Raw genomic sequence first — 12,665 nt, forward strand, 5'->3', positions numbered from 1 at the left:
TGACGATGCCTACTCTCAGCGCGAGGAAGCAGTTCCAGCCGCCGATAACCGAGCGTCACCTCGAAGCAAAAGTTGCCCATTGCGTTGGGGGCGTGAGGATCCCGCCTTGTGGGGTGCCGGTGACGGTTTCCTTGGAGGTGCCAACCTCGGTGAGGATGCCTGCCTTCAAGAACGCCTTCACCAGCGCGAGCACGCGTTTGTCCCCGATCCGAGCCCGGACCCGGTCCATCAGGGCAGAGTGCGAGATCTCGTCGAAGCATGCCGTGATGTCGCCCTCCAGCACCCATTCATAGGTCTTGGATGTCAGAAAGCGCGTCTCGGCCATCGCGTCGTGCGCACGCCGGTTGGGGCGGAAGCCGTACGAGCACGGCGCAAAGTCCGCCTCGAAGATCGGCTCCAGCACCAGCTTCAAGGACGCCTGGACCACCCGGTCGGCCACGGTCGGAATCCCGAGGGGGCGCCGCTTGCGCGACCCCGGCTTGGGGATCATCCGTTCCCTGACCGGCACCGGACGGAAACTGCGGGACTTCAACTGCTCCCGCAGCTCGGCAAGGAACCCGGCCTCGCCGAACCGTTCCCGGACGTAGGCGACGGTCATCTCGTCGACTCCGGCCGAGCGTGCGCCCTTGTTCCCCGCGACCCGCTCCCAGGCCATGGCCAGAAACGCGGGATCGCAGACGAGGTTGTACAGATCGTCGAACCGACGATGAGGATCGTCGTTCGCCCAACGGTGCAGCTTGGTCTGGATCTCCAGTACCCGCCGCTCAGCCTGGAACGAGCCGAGCAGCAGTTCACTCGTATTCACCAGCGGTCTCCTGGTCTTCCAGTACTTCCACTACTGACTTGCTGGCCCCCTTCGCCATGTGGCCGGCTTTCCCGGCCTCGGACTACTACGGAGCCTCCGCCCCGCCCGGTGCCGTCGGCTGACGACGTGCCTGTCCTTCCGCCACACTGGCTGCGCGGGGTGAGGACGACACCGGACGGTTCCCACGTTCACTTGAGAGTCGATCGACGGGTGAGGCGCCCAGCTCTACCCCTGCGGCATTGCCACGACTACGCCGCAGACATTCACCGTGGCCTCCTGGCCGTTGATCACATGGCGACCAGGAGTTACCCGCTCTCGCACGAGGAGCAGGTACGCACCGCGACCAGCCCATATCCGCCAGATTTGAGCTGGTGGGCCGTTAAGGGGCGTCAGACACCGGTTCCTTTCGTACACCTTCCCGTCTCGCTGACCGGACCCGCGCCATCTGGCAGTGCTGGCACGTCCCGGCGTTGTCAGGGCTGCTCCCACCCTCCCCGGCGTCTCCCGGATCAGGCTGCCCTCAGCTTCACCCGACCGCTGCGACGGCCAGGAGTCGAAGGTCTCTCACCCCCGCCCGACTTCGTGAGGTCGACCCGGAGCGCGGTACTGGCCTCACGACCAGCCCGTTTCTCCGGGTCGCCTCCCGAACCCGGCGTGCACCGCTAAGCGCACCGGGCTCTCCACAAGTCCCGTGGATTTGTGTTCACTTCATGCTGTGCTCGGCCACGGTGTCGGGATGCGTGTTCCCCGGTAGTAATAGCGCTTGGCGCTCACCCTTGCCGGGTCGAACAGTTCCATCCCGCCCGCGGCGGGCCATATGCCGTAGCGTCGGCGTAGTACCTTCCAGGGAACACGCCGGTGCTTGCGCTCCTGCCATCTGACGATCTCCTTCCAGAGGTAGGCCCTCAGATAGCTGAAAGTCGCATTCGAGCACCCGTACTTGAAGTACGCGGTCCATCCCCGCAGCATCCGGTTGAGCTGACGCAGCAGGTCTTCGAGCGGCAGGTTCGTGCTCCGCCGGCAGACCGTCTTCACCTTGGCCATGATGGTCACCAGGGCCTTCTTGGCCGGATAGACGTAGACGTATCGTTTGCCGGTACCTCGCTTCCGGTGACGCTGGATGCGCCATCCGAGAAAAGCAAGGCCCTCGTCGATATGGGTGATCAGGGTCTTCTCCGGCGACAGGCGCAGGCCCATCGTGGACAGGACCCCGGCGAGTTCTTCCCGCAGGGCTTCGGCGTGCGCCTTGGTGCCTGAAACGAGCAGGCACCAGTCGTCCGCATACCGCACGAGGCGGTGGTTGGGCAGACCCTGACGGCGCCGTTTGGCCCTTCCATACGGGCTGGCTCCTGGCCCGCCCGGCCCTTGGGCGATGTACTCGTCCAGGACCGAGAGAGCCACATTGCTCAGCAGCGGGGAAAGAATCGACCCCTGCGGAGTTCCGGCGTCGGTATCCACCAGCGTGCCGTCCTCATCGAGGATGCCCGCCTTGAGGAATGCCTTCACCAAGGCCAGGACGCGTTTATCTCCGACGCGCTCCCGTACCCGATCCATAAGGGCGGAGTGCGAGATCTCGTCGAAACAGGCTTTGATGTCACCCTCAACCACCCACTCATACGAGCGGGACGCGAAATGGTGCACCTCTGCCACCGCGTCGTGAGCCCGGCGATTCGGACGGAACCCGTAGGAACACGGGCGGAAATCCGCCTCGAAAATCGGCTCCAACACCAGCTTCAAGGACGCCTGAACCACCCGGTCACGGATCGTCGCGATCCCCAGATAGCGGACCTTGCCGCCAGCCTTGGGAATCGCGCGCCGCCGCGCCGGGAGAGGCCGGAAGGTGCGAGCCTTGAGATCCGCCCGCAGTTCCGCAAGGAACCCCTCCAGCCCGCGCACGGACTCGATGTAGTAGGCGGTTTCACCGTCCACTCCTGCCGTGCGTGCGCCCTTGTTGTTCCGCACCCGATACCAGGCGACCAGCAGGAAGCCCGGATCGGTGACGAGGTTGTACAGATCATCGAACCTGCGATGAGGATCATCACTGGCCCAACGGTGCAGCTTGGTCTGGATCTCCAGTACCCGGCGTTCCGCCTTGAGCAAGACGTACTCCAGCTCGTCGGTATTCACCAACGACCTCCCGGCATTCCAGCATCCGTACTGCTGACTTGCTGGCCCCCTTCGCCATGCACGGGCCTCTCGCCCGCTCGGACTACTACGGGGCCTCCGCCCCATCCCGCACCTTCGACAGACGACGTATCTATCCCAAGAACCCGGATGGCTACCGGGTCAAGGGAGTGATGCGGGATGGTTCCCGTGTTCACGGTGAATCGATCGATCAGTCCGGCATCCAGCTTTGCCCCGGCAGCATCGCCACGCTTACGCCGCAGGCTTTCACCGTGGCCTCCCCACCGACACGCCAAGTCGGCTACGGAGTCAGCCCGCCCAGCGAGCAGACTGTGCACTGCAACCCGGCCCATATCCACCAGATTTGAGCCGGTGCCACGCTTACGGAGCTTTACCACTGATTCCTCTCGTATGCCCTCTGATCTCGCTCGCCGGACCCGGCCCGTCTGGCAGTTCCAGGCCGTCCCGGCTTTGTCAGCGCTGCTTCCCGCCCTCCCCGGCGTCTCCCGGGTCGGACTGCGCTCAGCTCCCACCAGCCTGCTGCGACAGGCTGGCGAGGAGGACTTGCACCTCCTTCGATTCACCGCGCCTCACGGCGCACAAGCGCCTCGTGGCGCACGTGGTCCTCCGCCCAGTCGATCCCGCATGTGATCGTCAACCTGATCGCCCTTTCTCCGTCATTTGCCCAGTTCAAGAGCCTGCGCGGGGCACGCCGCGACCTAATACGAGGGCTCTGTGGCCCGACATCCGATGAGCAGTTCGTGGCCCCAGCTCACCGCGCGGACCTCGGTCTCTGGACAGAGCTCGTGGCTCGCGTAGTCAGGAGAGATGGCCGTGCGGACGGCTCAGGTCACGATGATGACGTCCCTGCGAGGTTCGCGGCGGCGGGGCCCTCTGCCTGTGGAGAGGAGTCCAGCTCCAGGTCTTGATTAGGGGTCACCCGTCGCCGTGCACTGCTATTAGGTCTTGACGATTACTCCGCAGGGAGTTCCCCTGCCGCGTGCTCCGCATCGGACGTACCACACGTGTCATCACTGCGTCCCTGCTCCGCGTCCTCGACAGCGGTGAGCCGGAGTACAACGGTGTCAGCAGCGGGACTCTCACACATCGATAGACAGCCACGCGCAGACGCCCCGCCGGCATGCCGGCGGGGCGTCTGCGCGTCACCCGCGCTGTCACACAGCTGTCATCAACTGCGCGACCCCTGGCGGAAAAATGGGGTCCGGCAAGGCATCGAGCCCCCGAGGGAGACGCACTGGACGGACCTGGACGCCCCCTACAACCTGACGGATCTGCGCGCAGCCCTGACCTCACCACTGGGCGCCTTCACCGACGAGCGCTGCACGGTCATGCTCGACCCGCCCGGCGCGATCCCCGTCTACGACGCCCTGCGGCACCACGCCGCCGAGGCCACGGACACCCTGCTGATCTACTTCGCGGGGCACGGCCTGCGCAAGCTGCGCGGCGGCCTGTATCTCGCCCTGCCCCACACGCAGTACGCCAACGTGGCGGTCAGCGGCTTCGACTACGACCTGCTGCGCGAGATCGTGAACGCGTCCCGGGCGACCAACAAGATCGTGATCGTCGACAGCTGCTTCAGCGGCCGCGCCATCCCGGGCATGAGCGGCGGCACCGCCGGCCTCGCGCAGGAGCTCGACATCGAGGGCAGCTGCCTGCTGACCGCCACCACCGCGAACGAACAGGCCCTGGCCCTGCCGGGAGAGACGTACACCGCGTTCACCGGCGAACTGCTCCACCTGCTACGCACCGGCATGCCCGACGCCGGACCACTCCTCACCCTCGGCGCCCTCGGCGAGGAACTGCGCCGCAACGCCCGCCGACGGGAACTACCCCTCCCGGAACAGCAGTTCTGCGACACCACCCAGCACATTGCCCTCACCCGCAACCCCGCCGCGCCCGCCGCCGACGCCCCGCCACCGTCGGCCGCCCCGGTCGCGCCCCCGCCCCGGCCCTCGGTCGCGCACGCCTTCGTGTCCCGCGCCCTCGTGTTCGCCGGCACCGAGCACGCCACCAAGAAGGACCTGGCGGCGACGATCCGCAAGCACTGGGCGACCGCCGCCGACCGTTTCTTCCGGCGCATGGGCACCAAGTCGTTCCCGTCGGAAGGCTGGGCCGAACTCGGCTCCTGGCTACGGCAGTTCAACGACCACCGGAGCGACGACGTCGAGGGCCGCGTCGTCCTCATCGACACCTATCTGACCGACCCCCGCCTCCCTCACGACCACAAGCTGCTGCGCCTGCTGCACTGGCTCGGCCCGGACGGCCCGGTCGTCTACCGCGGCCGGCCGATCACCTACGCCTCGCTGGCCCGCATCTGCCTGCGCCGTTACGCCTGCGGGGGCAAGCGCGACACCGAGCTGCTCAACGAGCTGGCCGGGCCGCACGAGTGGCCCACGCTCGACCGGCTGCGGGGCGTGCGGCGGACGTGGCACAAGGCCCTGAAGGCGTGGCGGGACACCGATACGGCGCTGTGGCCGCCCGAAGTGCGGGACTGGGCCGCGGACGTCGGGCCGGGGGCACTGCTGGCCGCCCTTCTCCCGCCGGAGGCGCTGGCGAAGATCCGGCCCCGGCTGCCGGCCGGGGCACAGCCGCCGGATCCGACCAAAAGGTGGTACGACAGCCTGCTCCGGGCCGCAGGGGGACGGGACACCCTGCTGGGCCGGCTGGCCGAGGCCGAGTGGTCCGAGCAGGCCCGGCAGCAGGCGCTCGCCGTGGCCAGGGAGCGCGAGCGGCAACGCCTGGCCGCCGAGGAGGCGCGCGAGCGGCGGCTCCGGCAGGAACGGGAGGCGGAACAGCGGCGGCAGGAAGAGGAACGGCGGCGGCAGGAGCGGCTTCGGCGCGCCGCGCAGGAGGAAGGTGAGCGGCAGCTCAGGGTGCAGCAGGAGCTGGAACAGCTGCGGCAGCGCGAGACGGAGTGGCAGGTTGCCGAGACCGCCCGGCTGCGTCCGGCCATCCGCGCCCTGGCCGTACTGCGCGCGTTCGTACTCGGGCCCTATGGGCCCTCACCCCGATCGTGGCCACCTGGCTCAGCTGGTGGTTCACCAGTTACGACTTCGACGCCGCACAGGTCCTGACCTATCTGGCCTGCATCTTCAGCGCCGCGGCCCTGTACCGGGTGGTACCCTGCGCCGTGCGGCTCGGCGGCGCCTTCCGGCCGCGGCTGCGCACGCCATCGACCTGGCTGCCACCGACGCGCACAGCCCTGGCGGCCGCAGCTCTCCTGCTGGTCTACGGCCTGATCGGCGGTGACTCCTCATCCCGCTCGGGCAGCCTCAAGGCCGACTCCGATCTCCTCCGAGACCGCGGCCTGAGCGCATTCCTGAACTACGTGGGCCAGAACAGCTCCAGGCCATCCTTCGGGGACATCCTCATCGGGCTGCTCGCACTGCTCTTCGCCGCCGGATGCGTCTGGTTCGGCCTGCAGGCGGGCCGTACGGCAGTGCGCCGCTGGGAGGAGACTCACCGCCCGCGCCCAGCAGGACGCCCACCGCCTCACTGGCCCTCAGTGAGCTGCCCGCGAGGCCGCCGCCGCAACGAGGCCGACCTCCTTATGATTCACCTTGAGGTAGACGAGGAGCGTGGTCTGCTGCAGCGGGCAATCGTGAGCCGAGGCACGATAGTTGCCACATAGGCAGATTTGTTGTCACCGTGGCTGGGTTAGTCGGCGTTACAGCCAGTTGAGCGCTGACGCCGGTTGAGGTGGCAGCTGACTGTCGGTGGCTGGTGGCAGGATCACCGGCATGGTTTTCGTACGTACGACTCCGCCGCGGCCTGTCGAGGTGACCGCGGTCTTTCCTGAGCTGGGCCCTGGGCGCGGACAGCGGGATCTCCAAGAGTGAGGTCTCCCGGCTCTGCGCCGACCTAGACGCCGAACTCACCGCCTTCCGCACCCGGCCGCTGGACCATACCCGTTTCCCCTACATCTACCCGGACGCGACCTACTGCAAGGCCCACGTAAACCACCAGATCGTTTCCCAGGCCGTGCTCATCGCCACTGGCATCACCGAGGACGGCGGACGCGAAGTGCTGGGGCTGATGTTCGGCGACAGCGCGACCGAGGCGTTCTGGGAAGGTGCCCGACCGGTGCGGCTTGAGATTCTCCTCCCGCCAGATCCGCGCGATGTAGTGCCAGGACACGGTGACGCCCTCAGTCCGCTTCAGGTACTTCGCCAACTCGCGTGTGGACCCAGTGCGAAAGACCAGTGCCGTCCGGCGGCGTCATACGCGTCAGCGCAATCACCCGGGTCCGTACCCGTGCCGGCACTTGCTCCCGGGCCCCGCCGGGCCGGTCCCCTTCCAGCCCGGCCAGACCGTGCTCGGCATAACGGCGCTTCCAGCGGTCCACCGTCGGCAGCGACACTCCAAGCAGATCGGCGATGTCCTTGCGTCGACGCCCCTCGGCCGACCACAGCACGACCCGACCCCGCGTGGCCATATCCGCAGGCACGTCCCGACTGCTCACCAACTCCCGCAGCTCGGCGGCCTGTTCCACAGAAAGCTCCATGCCAATAGAACGAGACACACAAGATCAAGTAACGCTGACAGCATCACGAGACACTACATGCTTCCGTATCCCGGGACACCAAAGAGATTTAGCTGACTTCCGACAGCTCTTCGCTGCGTCGGTCGCGCAATGTCAGCAGGGCCGCTGCACTCGTTAGATAGACGCAGACCAGGAAGATGACCGCCGGGACCGGGTTTAGGGTGGGTCCCATCAGAGCGGTGATTATCAGTGGGGTAAATCCGCCGAGCAGCGTGGAGAGCTGGTATCCGGCGCTCAGCCCTGTGTAGCGTTCCTCAGTTCGGAACTGCTCGCTCAGGAAGCCTGGAAGCGGACCGAGCAGCGCTGCCTGAATCAGGGCCAAGCCGCAGAAATATACGACCGTGATCCATACGAGGTTCGCCGTCGCCAGCGCCGGGAAGAAGGCCAGAATCCAGAAAACTGCAGCAATTAGGGCAGCGAGCATGATCGGCTTGCGCCCCACCCGGTCAGAGAGTGCGGCGAAGGCCGGGATGGTGAAGATTTGTGCAATCAGCACCAAGGCTGTGGCGAAGAGGACTTGGGACTGGTCGGCGCCGGCTTTCATCACATACATCAAAGCTATGGTTGGGATGAGAAGCGAAATCGCCGGGCTGGCCGTGAAGGCTACAGCGATCTTTATTACCGTTCCGGGGCGTTTGATGATTTCAAGGACCGGTGCCTTACGGCGCTGGTTTGCCTGCTGCAATTCCAGCGACTTGAGAAAGACGGGGCTCTCGGAAACGCTGTGCCGCACCACGAGGCCGACAACGAGTAGCACGGCGCTGAACAGGAACGGAATGCGCCACCCGTAGGAATAAAAGCTGTCTTCGGGCATCGCGGAGAACAAACCGAACATGAGGATGCCCAGGACCGTCCCGGCAGGTGCGCCGGAGCTTGTCCAGCTTGCGCTGAACCCGCGTCGCTTCCTTCCGGAGTGTTCCGCGGACATGAGCACTGCACCTCCCCACTCACCACCAACGGCGATGCCCTGCAATGCACGCAGGGTAACGAGCAGGGCACCAGCCATCGGGCCAATCTGTTGGGTGGTCGGCAAGAGTCCGATCAAGACGCTCGCGACGCCCATGACCCACATACTCAGTAAGAGCATTTTCTTGCGGCCGAGGATGTCGCCGAAATGCCCAAAGAGGAGGCCTCCAAGCGGGCGAGCTACATAGCCGACGGCGAGGGTGCCGAAAGAAACCATGGCCGCCGCCCATGCCGGAAGACCGGCGAAGAACACATGGCTGAATACCAGTCCAGCGGCTGTGCTGTAGAGCAGGAAATCGTAGTACTCGATCGTGGAGCCCAGGAAGCTGGACAGGACAACCCGGCGGAGTTCACGAGGATTCGACCCTGGTGAGTTGCTTCCTGCGGGTATTCCCACACCAGGTGCCGGCTGCGGATCAGTTTTGTTGCCTGCAGGGACGTCTTGCTCGCTGTTCATCCCTAACTCCTTCGTTGTGATGGTTCGACTACTGGATTTGACGGGCTTGTGCCCGCGAGTGGAACCCAGGGTGGGATGCGAACAAACGGAATACTGCACAACAATTGGTAGTAGTTGATTGGATGGCAGAACCGCTGGGCGGTGCCACAGCCCGCCTGGCGGTATCAAGTTGCGGTCCCCCTCGCCCTCGTTCCCGTCGAGCCCTCGCGGCGCCGTTCCCGGGCTTAACGCTGCTGGAGCATGCTTCCGGCGAAGAACTCGGCGAGCTCGCGGATTGCCGTCAATGGAAGGATCGCGGCCACATACTGGTCGGGACGGACAACAACAACGCAACCACTGGCTCGGTCGATACCACGCAGGTCGAAGACGTCGTGCTCGGGGGCGGCCGCGTACACCTTCTCGTAGTCGATCAGCTCGAAGGGGCCGGTTCGGGGCAGGAAGATCTTGGGCACGAGCGTGAGGTCGAGATCGGCATGCTGCTGCTGATAGACGACCTTGACATCGAAGACATTTTCGGGATCGGCCCCCGTCGGCGTATAGGCCACGAGTGGTGACTGGGGTGACCCGGCGATCCAGGTCGCCCAGTCTGCCAATCGTGAGGGTTCACCGGGGGCGGGTGCATCAGCGAAAGCGTACAAGCGCCAACGACCGTCGGCACGATGGTGGTGACCAAGGTGCACCTGGTTGGCGTCGGCGACACGCACGACCGGAGCTGACTTAAAGCGTTTCCCAATGGGGAAACCGGTCGCCAGCGGCTGGTGGGCCGCCTCGCCGATCAACATTGACTCCGGGTAGTGGGTCATGAATCCTGCTTGGAACTCGGCACTCTTGACATAGAAGTCCGCGAGTACCGCTGGGTCATTGCCATGCTCGGTCTTAGCCGCCATCATCGTTGACCATTCCCTGTCAAAGTCGATGAGGTTCTTGGCAATCAGCTGGCGTTCGGCCGAGTACGTACTCAGCAGGGATTCGGGGCTGCGTCCTTCGAGTACCTGGGCGAGTTTCCACCCCAGGTTGAAACCGTCCTGCATAGAGACATTCATCCCCTGCCCGGCCTTTGCACTGTGCGTATGGCAGGCGTCACCGGCAATGAACACCCGTGGGGCGCGCTCATTGTCAGCGGGCGCGTCGTCGAACTTATCGGCGAGTCTATGGCCGACCTCATACACGCTGTACCAGACGACACTTTTTACATCGAGTGTGTAGGGGTGGAGTATTTCGTTGGCCTTGTCGATGGCCGTCTCCACCGTTGTTGTACGCACCGAGCTGCAGTCCGTCGCCTCGAGGTCACCGAGGTCCACGTACATGCGGAAGAGATGCCCACCTTCTCGGGGAATGTGGAGAATACTGCCACTGCTCGACTGGATAGCGCACTTGGTGCGGATGTCGGGGAAGTCGGTGACAGCAAGGACATCCATGACAGCCCATGCCTGGTTGGCCTGGTCGCCCGCGAGCTTACGACCGATCGATGAGCGTACCGCGCTGCGCGCGCCATCACAGCCCACGACATACTTGGCACGTATCAGCCGCTCGGTCCCGGCCTGCTCACCCGCCGTGCGACGCAGGATGACCGTGACAGGGTACTCGACGTCCTGCGTGACATTTAGGCTGACGAACTCGAATCCGTAGTCCGGTGACATCCGCGATGGCGAGTTCGCCATCGCCTCGGCGAAGTAGTCGAGCACGCGCGCCTGGTTGACGCTGAGGTGGGGAAGCTCGCTGAATCCCGTGGCATCGGTACGTGTTGTGCGGATAATCCTGGTTTGATCTTCGGGATCCGGACTCCAGAAGTTCCTCGCGGTGATGTGGTAAGCCTCGGCTATGATCCTCTCGGCAAATCCGAACGCCTGGAACATCTCGACACTGCGAGCTTGAATCCCGTCAGCCTGTCCGACCTCGAGACGACCAGGTCGTCGTTCAATAATGCGTGTAGAGATTTGCGGGAACTGTGCGAGCTGGGCACCAAGTACCATCCCGGCCGGCCCGGTGCCGACAATGAGTACGTCGACCTCTTCAGGCAACTCGTCCGGGCGGTCAATGCCAGTGCCGACCGCAGTGGCCACACGGGGATCGCCTGAGACATAACCGTGGTGGTGGAATTGCATTGAAGTCCTTAGCTCCTTGGCGTCATGACAGCCGGATTCGGTGGATTGGCGCAAGCCTGGCCGGCCTTGTCCGGGATGGTGCAGCGGATCCCTCGCTTGCGCAGGCAGGCGCGGTTCTTACGAGCGGCGTATGCCTTGTCGGCCCGAACCCAGACGAGCGACGCGGATCTTGTTCAGGAAGGGTTCGAACTGCGGCGAGTCGCCGCGCTGTCCAGCGGTGCTCACGATCGACATGGGCTTCTGGCCTTGTTCGACGGCCAGGTGCAGCCTGGTGGTCAGGCCGCCGCACGAGCGACCGGGCCCGTGGTCATCCGGCTCGGCGGTGACGCCACCGGGCGGCTCGAACCTGCAGATCCCGTTTTCCCGCGCCCCGGCGGCGTGCTGGCGAGCCCGGCAGACGGTGGAGTCGACGTTGATGTCCCAGGTGATGAGCTCCTTGGCGTGGGCCTGCAACTGGGCGAAGATCCGCTGCCCGGTGCCGTCCCACTGCCAGCGGCGGAACAGGTCGTACACCCGCGCCCACGGGCCGTACCGCTCGGGAACATCTCGCCACGGTACGCCAGTGCGGGTGCGAAACCGTATGCCGTCGATCAGCTGCCGCCTGGTCCATATCGGCCGCCGCCCCGATTTCTCCCCCTGGGCAACACCGGTTCCAACCTGGTCCATTGGTATCCGTCAGATCTCCACGTACCACAAAACAAGATCATCGCACCTCAAGGCCCACTTCCGATACACGCCTAGACCGGATCCGAATCGATGAAGGGGAGTCCCGCCCCGCCCAAAACCTGCCCGCCACAGGGCTTGGGTGCCCCTGCGGTTGTGTGAAAAGGATTGGGTTAGGGGGCGACGGTGGCGTTGACCGGGGACCAAACGCCCTGCTTGCCGGGAGAGAGGATCCCATTAGGGTCAAGTCCGTCTTTGAGGGTGCGGTAGAACCTGGTCAGGGCATGGTCGTTGAAGTCGAACTTCTCGCGGATGAGATCCGCGACGTTGGAGTGCGCCCGGTACTCCAGGTAACCCATTTCGGCAACGTCGTCGATCAGTTCGCGCGTCACCCGATAGGCATCGTTGACCCGCTTGGCGTCGCCGGTATCGAACATCGACATCGCCACGTGGATCAGGCTGCGTTCCCGGACAATGATCGAGTACACGGGCTCGAGTCCATTGGCTGCTGTGCGGTCCCAGATGCGGCGGTACACGGTGTCTGCGGTGTGGCCGTTGAAGGGAGTCACCGGCGAGAAGCTGACGTGGCCGCCGCGCCCCCTCCCCTTCCAGATATCGAGCATGGCCAGCATGTCGTCAATCTTCGGGATGCCGGCCCGCACCTGGTCCTGAATGGGCACGTCGGGGCGATCAACAGGGGTTTGGTACGTCGTGAAGGCGATCTTCGCGCCGGGAATGGCGCCGAGGGCGGCCTCGACTATCTCACGCTGCTTCTCCACGACTGTTTTCCGCCCGTACAAGGCAAAGCGCATGTTCCACATGCCGATGCCCAGCTGCGTCCACCGGCCCTCGGTGTAGTTGGTGTAGTTGGCGAGGGTTCGCTCGAGCGCCTCGTGTTCGAGCGGCGGCCATTCCGATCGGTCAAGGGTCAGGGCCGCAGCCGCGAAGCCGTGGAGAATGGTGGGGAAGCCGCTGATCGTG

The 12,665-nt window shown here is 65.0% G+C and carries 9 protein-coding genes and 2 pseudogenes; 4 read left to right on the top strand and 7 right to left on the bottom strand.

Going from position 1 to position 12,665, the window contains the following annotated elements:
• Nucleotides 1-55: 55 nt before the first annotated feature.
• A complete protein-coding gene (locus tag ABT009_RS46660; protein ID WP_351309313.1) occupies nt 56-805 on the bottom strand; it encodes a reverse transcriptase domain-containing protein in 750 nt (249 codons plus the stop codon).
• A 708-nt stretch (nt 806-1,513) separates the two neighbouring features.
• Nucleotides 1,514-2,932, bottom strand: a complete 1,419-nt coding sequence (ltrA, locus tag ABT009_RS46665) for a group II intron reverse transcriptase/maturase (RefSeq protein ID WP_351309316.1) — start codon at nt 2,930-2,932, stop codon at nt 1,514-1,516.
• A gap of 38 nt (nt 2,933-2,970) precedes the next feature.
• On the opposite strand from ltrA, the gene ABT009_RS46670 reads away from it, so the two are divergent.
• The 4 genes and pseudogenes from ABT009_RS46670 to ABT009_RS46685 form a co-directional block, all read left to right on the top strand.
• Entirely contained in the window at nt 2,971-3,297 is a 327-nt protein-coding gene (locus ABT009_RS46670) for a hypothetical protein (RefSeq protein ID WP_351309318.1), read from the top strand.
• A 714-nt stretch (nt 3,298-4,011) separates the two neighbouring features.
• A complete protein-coding gene (locus tag ABT009_RS46675; protein ID WP_351309321.1) occupies nt 4,012-6,024 on the top strand; it encodes a caspase, EACC1-associated type in 2,013 nt (670 codons plus the stop codon).
• Nucleotides 5,964-6,581, top strand: a complete 618-nt coding sequence (locus ABT009_RS46680; RefSeq protein ID WP_351309324.1) for a hypothetical protein — start codon at nt 5,964-5,966, stop codon at nt 6,579-6,581. The genes ABT009_RS46675 and ABT009_RS46680 overlap by 61 nt, the downstream gene beginning before the upstream one ends.
• Before the next feature lie 173 nt (nt 6,582-6,754).
• Nucleotides 6,755-7,018: pseudogene (locus ABT009_RS46685) on the top strand (transposase); the annotation flags it as partial.
• Nucleotides 7,019-7,097: 79 nt separating this feature from the next.
• Here the strand turns inward: ABT009_RS46685 and ABT009_RS46690 are convergent.
• The 5 genes and pseudogenes from ABT009_RS46690 to ABT009_RS46710 all read right to left on the bottom strand — a co-directional run.
• Nucleotides 7,098-7,454, bottom strand: coding sequence for a helix-turn-helix domain-containing protein (locus ABT009_RS46690; RefSeq protein ID WP_351309327.1), 357 nt, complete (start codon nt 7,452-7,454; stop codon nt 7,098-7,100).
• An 88-nt stretch (nt 7,455-7,542) separates the two neighbouring features.
• Entirely contained in the window at nt 7,543-8,916 is a 1,374-nt protein-coding gene (locus ABT009_RS46695) for an MFS transporter (RefSeq protein WP_351309330.1), read from the bottom strand.
• A 224-nt stretch (nt 8,917-9,140) separates the two neighbouring features.
• Nucleotides 9,141-11,021: an FAD-binding monooxygenase gene (locus ABT009_RS46700; protein ID WP_351309332.1), complete on the bottom strand. Its 1,881-nt coding sequence runs from the start codon at nt 11,019-11,021 to the stop codon at nt 9,141-9,143.
• A gap of 53 nt (nt 11,022-11,074) precedes the next feature.
• Nucleotides 11,075-11,715, bottom strand: a pseudogene (locus ABT009_RS46705) (IS5 family transposase); the annotation flags it as partial.
• Nucleotides 11,716-11,857: 142 nt separating this feature from the next.
• Nucleotides 11,858-12,665: FAD-linked oxidase C-terminal domain-containing protein (locus tag ABT009_RS46710; RefSeq protein ID WP_351309338.1), on the bottom strand; the 808-nt coding region annotated here is incomplete at its 5' end.

It is taken from the genome of Streptomyces sp. NPDC002896 (genome assembly GCF_040295225.1).
Taxonomy (GTDB): Bacteria; Actinomycetota; Actinomycetes; order Streptomycetales; family Streptomycetaceae; genus Streptomyces.

Excerpts from the sequence above, each read along its gene's own strand:
- ABT009_RS46690 (WP_351309327.1), bottom strand. The coding sequence starts at position 7,454 with ATGGAGCTTTCTGTGGAACAGGCCGCCGAGCTGCGGGAGTTGGTGAGC.
- ABT009_RS46695 (WP_351309330.1), bottom strand. The coding sequence starts at position 8,916 with ATGAACAGCGAGCAAGACGTCCCTGCAGGCAACAAAACTGATCCGCAG.
- ABT009_RS46700 (WP_351309332.1), bottom strand. The coding sequence starts at position 11,021 with ATGCAATTCCACCACCACGGTTATGTCTCAGGCGATCCCCGTGTGGCC.